The 16,750-nt window shown below is 46.3% G+C and carries 15 protein-coding genes; 4 read left to right on the forward strand and 11 right to left on the reverse strand.

Annotation, left to right across the window (positions count from 1 at the left end; translation table 11 throughout):
* Nucleotides 1-6 precede the first annotated feature (6 nt).
* The 3 genes from NLBNIHML_RS03995 (at nucleotide 7) to NLBNIHML_RS04005 (ending at nucleotide 2,175) form a co-directional block, all read left to right on the forward strand.
* Nucleotides 7-354, forward strand: a complete 348-nt coding sequence (locus NLBNIHML_RS03995) for a ribosomal protein L7/L12 (protein ID WP_339255656.1) — start codon at nucleotides 7-9, stop codon at nucleotides 352-354.
* Nucleotides 355-484: 130 nt separating this feature from the next.
* Nucleotides 485-772 carry an ArsR/SmtB family transcription factor gene (locus NLBNIHML_RS04000; RefSeq protein ID WP_494354668.1) on the forward strand — a complete coding sequence of 96 codons (288 nt, stop codon included), beginning with the start codon at nucleotides 485-487 and terminating at the stop codon, nucleotides 770-772.
* A gap of 245 nt (nucleotides 773-1,017) precedes the next feature.
* Entirely contained in the window at nucleotides 1,018-2,175 is a 1,158-nt protein-coding gene (locus NLBNIHML_RS04005; protein ID WP_494353831.1) for an MFS transporter, read from the forward strand.
* Nucleotides 2,176-2,322: 147 nt separating this feature from the next.
* Here the strand turns inward: NLBNIHML_RS04005 and NLBNIHML_RS04010 are convergent, their stop codons facing one another.
* The 9 genes from NLBNIHML_RS04010 to NLBNIHML_RS04050 form a co-directional block, all read right to left on the reverse strand.
* A complete protein-coding gene (locus NLBNIHML_RS04010) occupies nucleotides 2,323-3,078 on the reverse strand; it encodes an SDR family NAD(P)-dependent oxidoreductase (RefSeq protein ID WP_278294762.1) in 756 nt (251 codons plus the stop codon).
* Nucleotides 3,079-3,402: 324 nt separating this feature from the next.
* Nucleotides 3,403-5,130: a ubiquinone-dependent pyruvate dehydrogenase gene (gene poxB / locus NLBNIHML_RS04015; RefSeq protein WP_494353832.1), complete on the reverse strand. Its 1,728-nt coding sequence runs from the start codon at nucleotides 5,128-5,130 to the stop codon at nucleotides 3,403-3,405.
* A gap of 496 nt (nucleotides 5,131-5,626) precedes the next feature.
* Nucleotides 5,627-6,388, reverse strand: a complete 762-nt coding sequence (locus NLBNIHML_RS04020; protein WP_494353833.1) for an SDR family NAD(P)-dependent oxidoreductase — start codon at nucleotides 6,386-6,388, stop codon at nucleotides 5,627-5,629.
* A 151-nt stretch (nucleotides 6,389-6,539) separates the two neighbouring features.
* Entirely contained in the window at nucleotides 6,540-6,845 is a 306-nt protein-coding gene (locus NLBNIHML_RS04025) for a Dabb family protein (protein WP_494353834.1), read from the reverse strand.
* A gap of 438 nt (nucleotides 6,846-7,283) precedes the next feature.
* Nucleotides 7,284-7,535 (reverse strand): type B 50S ribosomal protein L31, encoded by a 252-nt coding sequence (locus NLBNIHML_RS04030; RefSeq protein ID WP_278294759.1) that lies wholly within the window; start codon nucleotides 7,533-7,535, stop codon nucleotides 7,284-7,286.
* Nucleotides 7,536-7,679: 144 nt separating this feature from the next.
* On the reverse strand, nucleotides 7,680-7,946 hold the full coding sequence (locus NLBNIHML_RS04035; protein ID WP_026081056.1) for an HPr family phosphocarrier protein: 267 nt from the start codon (nucleotides 7,944-7,946) through the stop codon (nucleotides 7,680-7,682).
* A 180-nt stretch (nucleotides 7,947-8,126) separates the two neighbouring features.
* Nucleotides 8,127-9,194, reverse strand: coding sequence for an NAD(P)-dependent alcohol dehydrogenase (locus NLBNIHML_RS04040; RefSeq protein WP_494353835.1), 1,068 nt, complete (start codon nucleotides 9,192-9,194; stop codon nucleotides 8,127-8,129).
* An 81-nt stretch (nucleotides 9,195-9,275) separates the two neighbouring features.
* The gene (locus NLBNIHML_RS04045) at nucleotides 9,276-11,417 is read right to left on the reverse strand and encodes an alpha-glucuronidase family glycosyl hydrolase (protein WP_494353836.1); all 2,142 of its coding nucleotides are present in this window, start codon (nucleotides 11,415-11,417) and stop codon (nucleotides 9,276-9,278) included.
* Complete coding sequence (locus NLBNIHML_RS04050; protein ID WP_494353837.1) at nucleotides 11,414-13,603, reverse strand: glycoside hydrolase family 52 protein; 2,190 nt, start codon at nucleotides 13,601-13,603, stop codon at nucleotides 11,414-11,416. The genes NLBNIHML_RS04045 and NLBNIHML_RS04050 overlap by 4 nt, the downstream gene beginning before the upstream one ends.
* A gap of 219 nt (nucleotides 13,604-13,822) precedes the next feature.
* On the opposite strand from NLBNIHML_RS04050, the gene NLBNIHML_RS04055 reads away from it, so the two are divergent.
* The gene (locus NLBNIHML_RS04055; RefSeq protein ID WP_339234216.1) at nucleotides 13,823-14,734 is read left to right on the forward strand and encodes a helix-turn-helix domain-containing protein; all 912 of its coding nucleotides are present in this window, start codon (nucleotides 13,823-13,825) and stop codon (nucleotides 14,732-14,734) included.
* 41 nt (nucleotides 14,735-14,775) lie between these two features.
* Here the strand turns inward: NLBNIHML_RS04055 and NLBNIHML_RS04060 are convergent, their stop codons facing one another.
* Both NLBNIHML_RS04060 and NLBNIHML_RS04065 read right to left on the reverse strand, forming a co-directional pair.
* Nucleotides 14,776-16,179, reverse strand: coding sequence for an aldehyde dehydrogenase (locus NLBNIHML_RS04060; RefSeq protein WP_339255668.1), 1,404 nt, complete (start codon nucleotides 16,177-16,179; stop codon nucleotides 14,776-14,778).
* Between the two features lie 90 nt (nucleotides 16,180-16,269).
* Nucleotides 16,270-16,572: an ArsR/SmtB family transcription factor gene (locus NLBNIHML_RS04065; protein WP_076331658.1), complete on the reverse strand. Its 303-nt coding sequence runs from the start codon at nucleotides 16,570-16,572 to the stop codon at nucleotides 16,270-16,272.
* Nucleotides 16,573-16,750 lie beyond the last annotated feature (178 nt).

Consider the following 16,750-nt stretch of genomic DNA (forward strand, 5'->3'; position numbering starts at 1 on the left):
GACATCATGGAAATGAACACCTTGATATGGATCGTTCTGTCGCTTCTGATCCTAGTATTATTGGTCCGAGTTACCAGCCTGCAACGCCAATTGAATGAATTGAAAAGAGATGTGGAGCGTCTGGAGAATGGTTCAACCGCAATTGCCAGCCCACGCTCCGACTACAATTTCACCTTGTCGCCGAAGGAAGCATCTGCTTCACACACAAGCCCACCGGGTCAAACTGATCTGGATTTGGAGCTGCTTGCACTTATACAACAAGGGAAAAAAATTATGGCGATTAAACGACTGCGCGAGGCCAGAGGTCTTTCGTTGAAGGAAGCCAAAGACTATGTTGATTCCCTGGAACGGTAATATACAACTATTTACAACTCACATCACTCTCGGGGGAAGAATCTTCGTCCGAGAGTTTACTTTTCAAAGGGCATATGATACTGTATTTCTATATTACTAGAAATAAGAAATAAAGACGAAAGGACGGATGATGATGCAACCAAACCCGAATGAACTTGATCAAGTGGTCAAAATTCATAAAGCACTGGGTGAGCATACACGCTATAAAATCATTCAGATTCTATCGGGCGAAAGTAACCTGTGTCCTGCCGATCTGGAGAGCCGCCTTGTTACCGTTGCCCTATCAACTCTGTCTCATCACCTGAAACAGCTGTCCGATTGCGGCTTGCTCACCTCACAGAAGAAAGGTACATATATCTACTACAGCCTGAACACGGAGACCGCACAGAAGTATGTTCCCTATCTTCTAAATAAATAAAAAATTTAAGTTATATTTCTATATAATTAGAAATATCGAAACATTGAACAATTATCATTGTAGAATGAGGTCACATAAGTTTACGCTTATGCCAATCATCATGATCTCAATTGTTACATCACCATTCGCAGATGGGTTACATTTCACATATGATTTGCATTCACAGATTCATGCCTTGTTCTCTCGTCTTTATTTCTATATTTCTAGAATTATAATAATTACGAACAGAAAGAGGTTATGTATCCATGTCTTCTACGCTCAAAATCTATGTTCTTGCCTTGGTCAGTTTCCTTGTAGGAACGTCCGAATATGTCATTGCCGGCATTTTGGATCGCATTGCAGATACCATGAATATCTCTTTGATCGCTGCCGGGCAACTCATTACGATTTTTTCGCTCGTATATGCGCTTGGTACACCTGTCATTATTGCACTGACTTCGCGCTGGGATCGTCGCAGGCTGTTGCTGTACTTCCTTGGTCTGTTCGTTCTAGGGAATGTACTTGCTTATCTGTTGCCGGGCTATGGTCTGTTCGTCGCAGCACGTGTCTTGATGGCTCTGGGTGCAGGCGTCGTTGTTGTCACGGCGTTAACAGTCGCTTCCCAAATAGCTGCCGAGGGCAAACAAGCTAGTGCAATTGCCACAGTAATCACTGGCTTTACCGCTTCATTGATTGTGGGCGTTCCGCTAGGAAGGCTTGTAGCTTCATCATGGGATTGGAAGCTTGTTTTCGCAGGTATAGCCGTTCTCGGCATTCTCGCCATGCTGGTTATTGCGGCCACCATTCCGCCTTCAAAAGCGGAAGCATCTGTTCCACTGAAGAAACAACTATCGTTGCTCAAACAGCCACGAATTGGTTTAGCACTGCTCGTGACATTTTTCTGGTTAGGTGGTTATTCCATTGCTTACACGTATATTTCACCTTATCTCGTAACCGTTGCAGGAATGAGCGAAGCACTACTCAGTTCAGCTTTACTCGCATTCGGCATAGCTAGTCTGATTGGTTCAAAAGTAGGAGGATTCAGTGCTGACAGATGGGGTGTCAAACGGACGTTGATCACAGGCATGACACTGCATATCGTGAGTCTGGTCCTGCTGAATATAACGGCAAGCTCTCATCTCACTGTCTTGCTTGTTCTGATTTTGTGGTCTTTTGCCGCATGGTCTTCGGGTCCAACTCAGCAATATAACCTCGTGACGATGGCTCCCGAATCCTCAGGTATTATGCTTAGTCTGAATAGTTCGGTCATGCAATTAGCCATGGCCGCTGGAGCAGGTATTGGTGGCATCGCGGTCAGCAGTGTATCATTGTCATCGATTACCTGGATTGGGGCTGTCGGGGTCGTTGTGGCCATCATCATTGTTATTGGCTCGTATCGTTCATCATCTAATAAAAGTACATAAACTGATGCATCACACAACGTTTCCTGATATGGATCCGCAATACCATTCGTAGCATAAAAGAGGAATCAAAAAGAGAGGCACTGTACACATACAGTGACCTCTCTTTGACCATCTTAAAAACTATTTTATTACCGATAAGCTTAACGCTTATTGGGCTGTTACTGCACCATCGATCGGGTATACTGCACCATTGATATATGGCGCTTCATCTCCCAGAAGGAAGGAAACCAGGTTCGCGATCTCTTCCGGTCTGCCAAGGCGTCCAGATGGAATGCTGTCCACCGTTGCTTTGAACACTTCAGGATTATCTTTACCAAACTGAACAACCATCGGTGTCTCAATCGTGCCTGGCGCAATCGCGTTCACACGAATATTGTCCTTGCCATATTCAATTGCAGCTGTGCGGGTCAAGCCGACCACGCCATGTTTGGTTGCTGCGTAAGGTGCAACCGCGGGTACACCAACAATACCGGCTGTGGAGGCTGTATTCAGAATGGAACCCCCACCTGTCTTGAGCATTTCCGTAATCACATACTTCAACCCGTAGAACACACTTCTCAGGTTAATATCAATAATTTGGTCAAACTGCTCGATCGTATGTTCAATCAGCTTGATCCCAGGACCCGCAATACCTGCATTATTAAAGAACATGTCGATTCGTCCGAACTCTTCGACTGCTTTTTTTACATAATTCTCAACTTCAGGTGCTTTACTCACATCTGCTTGTACAAAAATAGCTTTACTTCCCAGCTTCTCAATCTGCTTAACCGTTTCACGACCTGTCTCTTCGACAAGATCCACAACGACAATGGATGCGCCTTTCTCAGCCAGCTTTAGTGCTGCTGCTTGGCCCAATCCACTTCCTGCTCCAGTGATAATGGCTACTTTTCCTGCGTGACTCATGTTGATCTCCTCCATGTGTGTGTGTGTCATCTTGTGATTGGATCGATGAATACGATATGAAACGTACGTACATGCAATGATGCCATATGTAGGTCAAAAATGGCATAAAACCTTCCTGACTTTACCTATTCTAATAGACTTTCGACATAAAAACAAATCATATAATATGTATCCATACTATATGACATGTCACATTTTCATCATTTCATGGAAGGAGCACGCAACTAGAATGTCTTGTTGCATGCTCTCTTTATTACATAAATAACCCTATTAAAGTTAGTGTTTCCACACCTTCAAACGTGCATATCCACTTTAACGTAGCGCCTATCTCAGCAAATTGGTTTTTGCCAATTCAATGATCTCGTCACCGCGTCCGCTCAGCACGGCTTTCATCATCCATAAGGTGAATCCTTCCGCCTGTTTGAACTCAATCTTCGGTGGTAAGGACAATTCCTGACGGTTCACCACCACATCAATCAGTACAGGACCATCATGCTGAAGCGCACGCTGCACAGCTCCTTCCAGTTCACCCGGATCTTCAACCCGAATACCTTCCATGCCCATGGCCTGAGCAACCAGCGCAAAGTTCGGATTGACTAGCTCTGTTCCCGATTCCAGGAATCCGGCAGCCTTCATCTCCAGCTCAACAAAACCAAGGGCTCCATTATTAAACACCACAACCTTGATCGGCAGATTATGCTGTTTCAATGTCAACAGATCACCCATCAGCATCGTAATACCACCATCACCCGACAACGAGATGACTTGTCTGCCGGGATCAGCGACCTGGGCACCAATCGCTTGTGGCAGCGCATTGGCCATCGTACCGTGACTAAATGAACCGAGCAGTCTGCGGTTGCGGCTCATCTCAATATAACGGGCTGCCCATACTGTCGGTGTACCGACATCACATGTGAAGATGGCATTCTCTGCGGCGGCATCACTAATGATCTTGGTCAGGTACTGCGGATGGATCGGCTTTTTACCCGGTTTTCCAACGGCTAGCTCGTCCAGTTCTTTCCGTACTTTCACATAACGATCCACACTTTTACGCAGATGTTTGTCACTGTGTTCTTCTGTTAGATATGGAAGCAAAGTTTCAATGGTCGCTTTTACATCCCCACATACGCCATAATCCAGCTTCGTACGCCGACCGAGATGGGAAGATTGTATGTCAACCTGAAGGACTTTTGCATCTTCGGGATAGAATTGACGATATGGGAAATCCGTCCCCAGCATTAATAATACATCACAGTCCATCATGGCATGATAACCGGATGAATACCCGATTAGGCCGGTAAGACCGACGGAATAGGGGTTTTCGTACTCCAAATATTCCTTGCCCCTTAGCGCAATAACCATGGGGGATTTCAACCGATCACAGAGCTGCATAAGGGGTTCCCGAGCGCCTGCGCAGCCTGCACCGCACAACAACGTAATTTTTTTGCCTTGATTCAGATATTCTGCCAATTTCACGAGTTCCGGCTCAGAAGGATGTACCACAGGATTGGTCGCGTGATATACATGCTCTGGCACAGGCAGGTCCGCTGCCTCAAGTCCAGCTACATCCCCCGGTAATACAACGACAGATACACCTGAACGTGCGACTGCTGTCTGGATCGCCATCGTAAGGGAACGAGGCATCTGTTTTGCTGTTGTAATGACTTCACAATAATCGCTACATTCCTGGAACAGATACTCCGGATGAGTCGCCTGAAAATATTCGCTGCCAATCTCGTCACTTGGGATATGGGCAGCGATGGCGAGTACAGGAACACGATTGCGATGACAATCGTATAGACCGTTAATCAGATGCATGTTACCCGGACCGCTGCTCCCTGCGCAGACAGCGATACTTCCACTGACCTCAGCGTCTGCCCCAGCAGCAAAAGCAGCCACTTCCTCATGCCGCACATGAATCCACTCGATCTTGCCTGAACGACGGATGGAGTCAAGCACCGCATTCAAAGAGTCTCCAACAATGCCATATATTCGTTTGATGCCAGCGTTCAATAAGGATTCAACCAGAACGTCCGCGACTGTTTTTTTCATAAGTGATGGGTCTCCTTTAATAGCTCATTTTGATTATGTTTCCACTCAGGTAATATACCTATTCTTATACCCCAATCAGCTGAAAACCGAACCAAATCATATGTATATCTGGATATATGAATAATTAAGCACCTTATAACGGTTGTTTCATTGTTAGCAAATTTCCAAAAATTAGGCTTTTCAAAAAGAATACCGCTTCTCTCCAATGACTAACGAACGCTAACGAACCTACCGCACCTTAAAAGGAAGATTATCATCAGTTGCAAGATTTAACGAACCCCAGCAACGCTATATAGTCATAAACGGGCTTCTACACCTAAAAAATCAAGTGAATCGACGAAATAACGTCTCTGTGATTCGTTAGATCTCAGATCTCGGCAAATGGGGGCGAATAACGTGTGTCAGGTTCATTACAAAAAAACAAAGCAAAGAGGATGCCCCCGCCATATTCATGACTTATGGGACACCCTCATTAAGGTTGAACTCTTATTCGTATTTAGATGGCAGGCATCACATTTCCACCACTTACCGGGATATAGGCACCTGTGATGAATGAGGACAGATCCGAAGCGAGAAAAGCAACTGCATTGGCAATTTCCTGATCTTCACCCCTACGCTTCAGTGGCACGGTACGCGTGTATGCTTCATCGTGTCCAGACTCACTGGAGCGATCACGTTCACTGATTGTCCATCCAGGTGCAACCTGGTTTACGGTAATCTGATACTCGCCAACCTCCTTGGCCAGCACGCGATATACGCCATCCATTCCACGCTTACCAGCAGTGTAGGCCGATTGGTGAGCGAAGTTTTGCATCGCACATTCGGTATTAATGCCAATAAAGCGACCTGCTTTGACGTTTTGCATATGTGGAATGAAAGCTTTGGCAAGATACACACTCTGCATAACACAGGACTCGAACTGACTCAAATAATCTTCAGGAGACTGTTCCAACACCGTTGTCCATTCATATTGAATGACCGCATTGGCAACGACGATATCCACTCCGCCGAGGACAGGCTGAATTTCATCACGAATCCGAAATGCCGTATCCTGCTTCGTAATATCTCCCTGTACAATTACAGCCTTACGACCAAGTGCTTCAATCTCACCCTGGAGCTCCCGAGCTTTGGTATCATTATTGATGTAATGTAAAGCCAGATTGGCGCCACAGTTGGCCAACGTGCGTGCGATGACTCTCCCCAGTTGTCCGGTTGCGCCTGTAACAAGAGCAGTTTTTCCAGTGAGATCCAATTGCATAACAGCGAAAACCTCCTTTAATTTATTTTAACGAAAACGGTTTCGGGAAGTATTGTATTATCTCTACAATCACGCATTATGAAGAGAAGAATACAGCATTGTACAATGCTGTATATGGTAAGTCAGCTTGCTTCCCTATATGTAGAGAATATTAATGATTATGCTGGGTCAGATCAATTTCCTGGAAGCGACTGACTTCCTTTTCCCAACGCTCTTCTACATACTGACGGTGAACCGGGTGATTGTTGTATGCATCATACGCAGCCTGATCCGCGAAGACCATCGAGAAGCTGTAGTCAAACTCATTCTTCTCACTTACCTGTCTCAGAACCCGAAATTGCTCTACCCCAGGAATGGCTGCCAGTGCATCCGAACTTTCCTTCAAAAAGGCTTCTGCCTCAGGTGTATCTTTACCTGCGTATAGTGTAAACGTTACCATATGTGTGATGCTGCTCATCTCTATTTCCTCCTTCATATGTTCTTGCTCTGTTTTCTAGTGTACATCCGAATGTGTTGTAAGCGCAATAATTGGTTGAATTAATTTTTAATCAGATGGTTATCTCTATATAAATTGAACTACAGAATATTTACACTGGTCACTTCGATGACAGAACAACCTTCCGATCGCTGTTATCCCCAGATTTTTTTGATTCCTTCTATAAAAGGGGTAAATCCGGGGATAGCTTATGCTTCCGATGTAGCTTTCTTGCAGAAAGCTTGTAGGCGAACGCTACGCTTCTTCAGGTTCTTTCTGTCCTCTCCGTTTTGTGTAAATGTTTAGTTCAATTTATATAGTTACAAATATTAATTAAAAATCACAAGGTTTTACCCTAAATATGTACACAAAAAAACCTCAGGACGAATCCCGAGGTTTTCTTGTAATGTATGGACAAACTTATTTGTTGATGTTGTATTTACGGTTAAATTTATCAACACGACCACCGATATCCACGTTTCTTTGTTTACCAGTGAAGAACGGGTGGGATGCGGAGCTAGTGTCCACACGGATTACCGGGTAAGAGTTACCATCTTCCCATTCCATAGTTTCGTTAGAGGACTTCGTGGAAGAACTCAGGAATTTGTAATCAGCACTTGCATCGTAAAAAATTACGATTTGTGTCTTTGGATGGATGTCAACTTTTGGCATAATCTATTTACACTCCTTTAATATGGGTACTTCTTTAGAATCAAACTAAATTTTATTATACTCTTTTTTTGGACAAAGTACCAGCAGGATTTGAGGAATAGCCAAAAAAAATATGATATCTGTGATTTTGCACCTAATCAGGTGTTACGCCGTTCCTTTCTCCAGTACATTCAGCATGTACTCCAAAGCCTCCAGTTCATCCCTGCCCCTTGTCTGTAATCTGACAACACTACCATATCGAATGGGTAGTAACGCCATTCCAAGCAGGCTTTTGACATCTACACGATGCTCATGCTCAGACTCCATATACGACAAAATAATATCCGAGGAAAAACGTGACGCTTGAGAAGATACCGACATCAGATCATCCCGATGAAAATCAGCGTGAATCATAAATTCATGTACTCTCACAACTTTCATTTCCTTTCGCTAGGTACTTATTCAAGGTACTTATTCACCATGATGGTGTGTATCCTTTTATATATTAAAATCTTCATGAATTATACCATGTTATGGGAGCTTGTCTATCCCTTAATTTTGTGAAAAAAACAAAAAAAGAGTCCTGAACTGCCGGACTCTCTCAAGTTGTGCCTATCTGCCGTTCGGATATACCATGACCTTCAGACTACCGCTCTTATTGTGTAATGCACGTTCCATCGCCTGCTGTGTCTCTTCGAGTGAATAACGATCTGTAATCAGGGACATTACGTCATGCTGGCCGGAGCTCAGGAACTCGATCCCTGCCGGATACGTGTTGGCATAACGGAATATGCCATAGATATCAACTTCATTGTCCGCAATAAATGGAACATTGAGTGCAATCTCATCCTGTGCAGGCAGACCCACAATCGCAAGTTTGCCTCCGCGTCGAAGTGAGTACAGAGCGGATTGTAGCGCCTTTGGATTGCCCGCTGTTTCCCATGCGGTATCGACACCCACACCACCTGTTAACTCGCGAATCACAGCCAGCGCATCTTCATTCCGCACATTAATGGCATGAGTGGCCCCCATGCGGCGAGCCGCTTCCAGCCTAACTTCTTCCAGGTCCGTTACAATGATCTTCTCTACACCGAAAGATTTGGCAGCAGCCACGGCCATGAGTCCAATTGGACCCATGCCCATAATCGCCAGGGTTGTACCCGGAGCCAATTTGCTCCGGCGTGCAGCGTGAATCCCAACGGAGAATGGCTCGTTCATTGCTGCTTCTTCATAAGACAGATGATCTGGAATCGGGAATACCATATCTTCACGCATCACCATGTATTGTACAAATGCGCCATCCACGGGAGGAGTCGCCAGAAATTGTACATCCGGACACAGGTTATAGCGACCTTCCTTGCATGCCGTGCAACGTCCGCAAGTCACCCCAGGCTCAATAGCAACCCGGTCCCCTGTTTTCAAACGTGATACGTTCGAGCCCACAGCAGCAATGATCCCCGCACACTCATGACCCAGAATGATCGGTTTTTCCACGACAAATCTGCCGATGCGCCCATGTTCGAAATAATGCACATCCGAGCCACACACCCCGACAGCCATCACCTGGATTAACACCTCATCCGCTTCTGGTTGGGGAACGGGTTGTTCCTCAATAATAATATGTCCTGGCTCTGTCATGACTGCGGCCTTCATGTTCTCGGGCAGTTGATGTTGTCCCATACGTATCTCCTCCTCAGGTATGTCCATGCTGTCTATTCTACATCAAAGAAAACAAGGTATCTTCCCTCTTTAAATCATCAATTAATAGATTGTTCGACCTTGTTCATCCGCAATACCGCTCTTGCGATAGAAATACGTATTGATCATGTCCCGCCATTCCTTGGCATGTTCGGCCTGGTTATCCTGTAATGAAGCAACTTTGCTGAAAATAACCGGGTCGATATGGCCCTCAAGCTGTCTCCATGTCTCAGCTAATGCCTCTGCCTGTGCAACACCTTCAAAATGTGTATCATAAATATGCTGAATGACCGTTTTACCAGAATGCAGAACATGGGTGTATGGCACGTGATGGAAAAATAAGATCAGCTCATCCGGACAGGTGTCCAAGGACTCATAGCGATCCGCATTCTCAGGGTGATACTGTGAGGTGTATCCTGTACCGCTCTTCACGGTACGATCTACACCAATGCCATGACAATCGGCAAAGTGATACGTTCCCCATTTGGAATACTCGTATCCATCTACATTCGGTCCATAATGATGTTCCGGATTAACCATCCAACCCACACCGAGAGGCGCCGTGTAATTCTCATAGATATCTAGTGATGTCAAAAGCATATCCGTAACCTGCCGTACAACTTCTTCATCATGTCCAAATGTGAGTCTCACCCACTCATCGGCAATCTCTTCTGCCGACAGCTCCGGATTCCACGCAAGTCTTCCGTATCCATACAGATTCGCCTGCGCGAGTGGGTGTCCTGTCCAACAGGCATCTGCACCAATGTTGGAGACTGCCGCGAAGCCGCTGTGAGGTCGTTTATACAGAGAACCATCCGCGATTCTCTTGATCTCTGAACCTTTGCCTTTGGCGTAGGTGTCAAAGTCCAATACTTCTTTCCACTGGGGAACCAGATAACAGAGATGACGCTGTTGTCCGGTATACTCCTGTGTGATCTGAAATTCAATTACCTGATTCGTATGTTCCATGGCTCCGAACAGCGGGGATACCGCCTCCCTCACCTGAAAGTCCATCGGCCCGTTTTTGATCTGCAAAATGACATTTTCGGCAAAACGCCCGTCCAACGGCGTAAAGTGGTCATATGCTGCACGTGCACGGTCAGTGGAACGATCCCGCCAGTCCTGCTTGCAGTTATAGACGAAGCAACGCCAGATCACCAATCCACCGAATGGCCGAAGGGCTTCAGCCAGCATGTTTGCACCATCAGCATGATCACGGTTATACGTGAACGGTCCCGGCCGATTCTCGGAGTCTGCCTTGATCAGGTAACCGCCAAAATCCGGAATGGCTGCGTACACCTTGGCCGTTTGAATGTTCCACCATTCCTGTACCTGCGCATCCAGCGGATCTGCTGTACGTAACCCACCAATCTCGATTGGACTCGCGTAGTTGGCGCTCAGGAACAATCGAATACCATACGCTCTGAATTCAGCAGCAACCTTCGCCACATCGCTAAGATAACGTTCCGTCAAAAACAAGCTCTCACGGCGGTGTACATTGACATTATTGATCGATATGGCATTGATGCCTGTCGAAGCGAGTAAACGTGCGTAGTCCCTGATGCGGTCCAAGTCCAGTGTGAATTCCCCGTTATCATAGAAAATGGAGTCTCCTGCGTATCCACGTTCAATGCTGCCGTCCACGTTATCCCACTGATTGATCATCCGTAGCGCATTGGTAGGCTGCTCTGTAATGAAGCTCCATTTACTCACAGCGCCATCCGCCTCACTTGCACTTCCTTGATCCATTGTCAGTTCCCGAAGCAGATGGAATGCACCATACAATAATCCTTGGGGAGTCTCTGAACCAATGACCAGCACACCCTCGCTTTCACGAATGATGTACCCTTCTCCTTGAACAGCAGAACGCTCTGTCTCACTGAACGACGCAGCCACCGAATCGCTCCCTGTCCAAGTACCGATTCGTATGGCGGGATCGGAATCGTGATTGTGCCGCTCACTTTGCTGAGCATCAGACAGCTGACTGACTGTCGGTTTCACGCCATACAGCTTCTCCAGTCCCCGTGAAAGTTCTGTCAGCGCTGTTGTGATTACTCCATGCTTCTCTTCCGCCAGTATCAGCTTGCTCCACGCAGGAGCCTTCATACGGGCAATTCCATTCGCTTTTGGCAATTCGGAGTGATACCCCAGCCATGCATCATACTGTGGACCTGACAAAGCAGATTGAACGATAGATTGGTTCATTGTACCGCCTCCTTGGTAGCATAGATCTGTGCAAGGTGATTCCCTTTTCCTTCGAGTAGCCATAGAATCGACGTCACACCACGCGGATAGTACTTGCTGCCAACCGCTACACCAGACAGGATCTGATCACTCCAGCACCAGTACGATTCCTCCGGATGCAACAGCCAGTTGACATGAGCCGCGTCCGCTGCCTTGCCTGTCTCATTCCATTCCACATCCAGCAGCTCTCTAGCGATGAACTGGGACAGATAGATTTTGCTCAGCCACGAGTTATTGCTTGTTGAGGACAGTTTCCAGCCTCCATCTTCGAACAGGCATGTTCCTGGTACAAGAACCGTCTTCAGATGAGTTTGGAGTGCTTTCAGATAAGGTCCAAAACGACCATTGACATCCAATGCTGCTTCACAGCCTGTAAAGTAAGGGAATACCAGACCTTCAATCGCCGGAATGATTCGGGAATCATTATTTTCTGCAATAACAGCTGGAATGTAGCCGCCATCCGTCAACTGTGCAGCAATACTGGCTGCGCAGCGATCCGCCTGAAGCCCCGCTTGATGTGACAGATCCGCCAACTTCTCCGTTGCGAACAACTTCTCCAATGCAACATAGACCGCCCAACATTTACCCGCCAGATAGATATTATTGCGAGACTGACCCAGTGACACATCCAGGCTGTCATAAGTTGTAATTTCCGCTCCACCTTGGGTACGGCTGCTATCTAGGCCCATCAGACCGTTACGCTGTTCCGCGATAGGATGGTCACGATTAAGCATACTTTCGAAGCAATTTTGGATAACAGGCAGCATGTTTTTCACAAATGCTTGATCCTGTGTCTGTTCAATGTATACTGTCGCGCAGCAGAGCCAGTTCACCAGTTCCTCGTGGCTCATCTGTGAAAAGCAGTCGTCAATGCCAACCAGTTCATATGCCGAGTGTCCAGGGCGTGAGAACACGTTGGCAACACCCATATCATGGGTAAAGGTTATTCCGCCCGGATGTAACTTTTCTTCCCCCGGGAAACGAACCTGATCGGTATAACTGTATCGTTTGACAAACCACTCCAGCTCATTACGCACCGTCCATGGATTCAAGGCAAGCTCGAAGTACAACTGATCGGCCGTCAGATCAAGTGTGTTCATCATCCGATACTCCCCTTCGTTCACCACCCAGAGTGGCTCGCCATCGGCATCCAGCAATTGAGTACTGGCATAATAACTGTGAATGGAATGAGCAAGCATGAATGATTGATCTTCGGTCAAAGCAGTCGTTCCAAGGCGCTGTTCAACCTCTCCACAGGATGCGGTCAACTCACTGAATCGTTGGAGTGCATACGCTCCTGCTGCCTGAATATCGGAGAAGTAGCGCGTATACCAATACGTTGTGTCCATTCCGGTTGTCACAATGCCCCCGCGATAGAAACATACGGCGAATTGATACGTACGTTTCTCTCCAGCCGGCACCTCCATCAGTAGTGCAGCGGTTGAGCCAAGTCCAAATGCCAGATTATCCCGATGTTTCTCCTGCAAGAGCTTCTCCAGCGTGAATCCGCGTGCTGGCCACAGTCCGTCATCTGCCGACATAATCGCTGTAAGTCGACCTTGTCCCACACCTGTGATGGAGCCGCCCTCAGGTCCCCCAATTAGACGCATTGCAGAGTACGGATCATTGCCCTGATAGCCAAAATAGGCTTTACGTGCTTGTTGACCTTGCGTATTGTCAATCGTCATCTCGACCAATACGGCAGGTACGAGTGCATCCATTAAGGCTTCACGATCTCCACTCGTTGGGTCAGGTACTGGACGTACAGGCGAGTAGATGCAAAATGTCAGATCTCCTGCAGTCCATGTATCTGTACCTGAGGTGAATTCACGGGTAATCTCTTCATCACGAAAAGCCGCAATCAGAGGTTGCGGAACTTTGGACGCTGTGGTCAGCGCCGTGTCCCCATTTTCCAACTTCTCTACATCATAACGGCTGCTCTCATCCTCGGAAGCTTCATAAAAAGGAAGCGCCTGATAATTCTCTCCATCGCGAGATTGTAATCCAATATATACATTCTGGTCTGCCGGTTTGCCGAGCTCAAGACCCAGCCCGCCTTTGGCTCCTTTATATCCCAGTGTGAAACTCGCAAAAGCACCAATCGGTGCGTGATGTGCATTATAAAAGATGGATTTCGATGTGCTCACGAATCATAACCCCTCTCTAAATAGTTTGCATACGTTTTCATTAGCCCCATCCTAACACGTGGTTCCACCTCAGACCATGATCAAATCAATCTGATATTTACCCAAATCAAGCTGATAGACTATAATGGATTAAAGCGGTTACACAAAAGCATTCCATTTGAAATAAGTACGTAATCAAAAGCGCTTTTTTGAACAATCTCTATAAAAGGGGGATCTTCCATGTCGTCAACGTTCTTGCCTCCTGCTTTGGGAGAAAGTGTCCATGAAGTTTTTTATCCAGATGTGCAAACAACAGTCAATCTGTTCGCCATTCATTTACGAAGAGTTGGTACGGACTGGGATTATCCGGCGCATGAGCACCCTCAATATGAACTGAATTATGTTACCGAAGGCGAGCAAAGGATGATGGTGAACGGTACCCTATATATTCAAAAGGCTGGCGAACTGCTCCTGATTCCACCGGGAAGCATTCATTCCAGTCAGAGCCATAACGGCAAGGGATTCACGTATTTTTGTATGCACTTTGATATTGATGATCAGTTGTTCCTATCGTTGTTGGCACGCATCAAGCAAATACGATTCAGCGCGGATAGTCCGGTTACACAGCAGATTGAGCCGGTTTTACACAAATTGATGTCATCTGCGGATGATGAAACTGCAAATACGATGGTGCAGCGTATGCAGTTGCAATCTGCGGTATTCGAATTATTTGGTCATCTGTGGGAGGCGGTCTCGCAAGAGGCAGCACAATGGTTTACCGACGGACATGAAAAGATCGAACTCGCCCACCAGATTCGCAATCGACTGCAGGGCCTGATGAGTCAGCAATTCAAACAGGGACACGAATCGAGTGGTCACTATGGCATTGATGATATTGCAGCCGAGCTGGGTATCAGTTCTTCTCACTGTAATCGCGTGTTCAAGCAGGTATTTGGCCAGTCTCCCCGTGCTGTATTGTCCCAGTTGGTTTTGCATGAAGCGAAGCTACTTCTGGGCAATCCGAAGCTATCCGTTCAGAATATTGCCGTCATGCTTGGATACAAGGATATTGCCCATTTCAGTCGTCAATTCAAGCGCTGGTCCGGCATGTCACCATCCCGTTACCGACAGGAAAAGCCTGCTCTGGAATAAGGTCCAGTAGCAGGCTTTCGTCTTTTTTATTGATTTCTTATTTATTTCAACAAACGTTTAATCAGCTTCAGCTTGTTATCATACGGGGGATACAGAATCGGCAGATTCAGTTTGGTGCTTTTTTTCAGTACACTTTTGAGATGGGAGAACGTTTCGAAGCTGTACTTTCCATGATATGAACCAACACCGGAATGACCAACACCGCCAAATGGCAAACGCGGATTCGCAACATGTGTGATGGTATCGTTAATGCAGCCGCCTCCAAAAGAAACTTCACGCAGCACCTTGTCCTGAATCTGTGTGTCGGAAGTAAATAGATACAAGGCGAGTGGTTTCGGCCGCTTTACGATCTCTACAATGGCCTCATCTACGTTACGGTAGCTAATGATCGGCAGAATCGGTCCAAAGATTTCATCTTCCATCGTAGCTGCATCCCAGGATTCAGCATCAATTAATGTAGGTTCAATGAAACGGTCTTCCTCATCCGATGCGCCACCATATATCACTTTGGCCTGATCCCGTTCAATCAACGTCGTCAGACGTTTAAAATGACCCTTGTTCACGATTCGTCCATAGTCCTTGTTGTGCTGGATATCCGATCCAAAGAAGGACACGATCGCTGCTTTCATCTCTGTAATTAACGGTTCCTTCACGCGCTCATGCACGAGCAAATAATCGGGTGCGATACAGGTCTGTCCTGTATTGAGCAGTTTGCCCCATATAATGCGTTGCGCAGCTACTTTGATATCCGCCTGTTCATCAACGATGACCGGACTCTTGCCTCCCAGTTCTAACGTAACGGGAACGAGATTTTTGGCAGCTGCCTCCATCACAATCTTGCCTACCGGTACACTGCCTGTAAAAAAAATATAGTCAAATGGCGCATTAATCAGCGCTGTCGTTGTGTCTTTGGCACCTTCAAGCACTTGTACGTATGCCGGTTCGAACACACTCGCAATCATTTCACGTACAACCGCGGACACTGCCGGTGTATTCTCTGACGCTTTGAGCACGGCTGTGTTACCTGCTGCAATCGCCCCTACCAATGGTTCGATTAAGAGTTGAAATGGATAATTGAATGGTCCAATGATCAGAACAGACCCATAGGGTTCAGGTATAATAACACTTTTGGACCCCAAGAGTGCCATTTGCGTTTTCACTTTAACGGGTTTCACCCATTTTTTCACTTTACGAATGGTGTGTGTAATGCTGTCCATCATAAATCCAATCTCGGTCGTGTAGGATTCGAACTCGCTTTTGCCCAAATCCTGATGTAGAGCTTCTGTCAGTCTGGTCTCATACTTTTGAATCGCCTGCTTGAGTTGGGTCAGACGGGCAATTCGAGCTTCTGCTGATCGTGTGGCCCCGGAATGAAAGAATTGTCGTTGCTGCTCCAAAATTAGTTCAACTTCCTGACTGGTTACTTCCTGCATAATCGTTGTCATATATACATACTCCTCTGTTTAGTTTTGATTAAGCGTTTAAACTTACGAACCTATTAGGTACATGCAAAAGCATGTTACAGCACTATTCCTCTACAGGCACTCTTCTTCCAAAGCAGCTACCAGTTCCTTCAGAAGTTCCACCGATGCATTCAATGAAGCCGAATAATATCGCTGTGTGCCCTTCTGTTCCACTGATATGAGTCCTTTCTCTAACAAAAGCTTGAGATGATGAGATATGGCTGGCCGGGATAGACTGGATTGCTCAGTAATTTCATTCACGGTCATTCTGCCCTTCTCGGTGAGTGTCAGCAAAATGGCTTGACGGTGATTGTCACTTAACACCTGAAATAACGGGATACAGGTTTGAAAAACGCTGATTGCTTTTTGTCCCATGGTTTCACCTCTATACGATTTCTTTATATTTCTTTATCAATATTCCAACGTGTAATTTCTCCGTTATTTGCGTCTGTTGGTTTAAACATTCGAACCTAATAAACTGAATTGTACTCTGCATTTCCTTGAACTGCAAGTGAATCATCAACTAAATTTAATATAATGCCGATAAAGCGCT

Source organism: Paenibacillus sp. JNU01 (genome assembly GCF_059130585.1).

Bases quoted from the DNA above. Each gene is read 5' to 3' on its own strand.
- NLBNIHML_RS04055 (WP_339234216.1), top strand. From the start codon at position 13,823: ATGTCGTCAACGTTCTTGCCTCCTGCTTTGGGAGAAAGTGTCCATGAA.
- NLBNIHML_RS04020 (WP_494353833.1), bottom strand. From the start codon at position 6,388: ATGCAATTGGATCTCACTGGAAAAACTGCTCTTGTTACAGGCGCAACC.
- NLBNIHML_RS04000 (WP_494354668.1), top strand. From the start codon at position 485: ATGATGCAACCAAACCCGAATGAACTTGATCAAGTGGTCAAAATTCAT.
- NLBNIHML_RS04065 (WP_076331658.1), bottom strand. From the start codon at position 16,572: ATGGGACAAAAAGCAATCAGCGTTTTTCAAACCTGTATCCCGTTATTT.
- NLBNIHML_RS04030 (WP_278294759.1), bottom strand. From the start codon at position 7,535: ATGCCAAAAGTTGACATCCATCCAAAGACACAAATCGTAATTTTTTAC.
- NLBNIHML_RS04060 (WP_339255668.1), bottom strand. From the start codon at position 16,179: ATGACAACGATTATGCAGGAAGTAACCAGTCAGGAAGTTGAACTAATT.
- poxB (WP_494353832.1), bottom strand. From the start codon at position 5,130: ATGAAAAAAACAGTCGCGGACGTTCTGGTTGAATCCTTATTGAACGCT.
- NLBNIHML_RS04040 (WP_494353835.1), bottom strand. From the start codon at position 9,194: ATGGGACAACATCAACTGCCCGAGAACATGAAGGCCGCAGTCATGACA.
- NLBNIHML_RS04025 (WP_494353834.1), bottom strand. From the start codon at position 6,845: ATGAGCAGCATCACACATATGGTAACGTTTACACTATACGCAGGTAAA.
- NLBNIHML_RS04045 (WP_494353836.1), bottom strand. From the start codon at position 11,417: ATGAACCAATCTATCGTTCAATCTGCTTTGTCAGGTCCACAGTATGAT.
- NLBNIHML_RS03995 (WP_339255656.1), top strand. From the start codon at position 7: ATGGAAATGAACACCTTGATATGGATCGTTCTGTCGCTTCTGATCCTA.
- NLBNIHML_RS04010 (WP_278294762.1), bottom strand. From the start codon at position 3,078: ATGAGTCACGCAGGAAAAGTAGCCATTATCACTGGAGCAGGAAGTGGA.
- NLBNIHML_RS04005 (WP_494353831.1), top strand. From the start codon at position 1,018: ATGTCTTCTACGCTCAAAATCTATGTTCTTGCCTTGGTCAGTTTCCTT.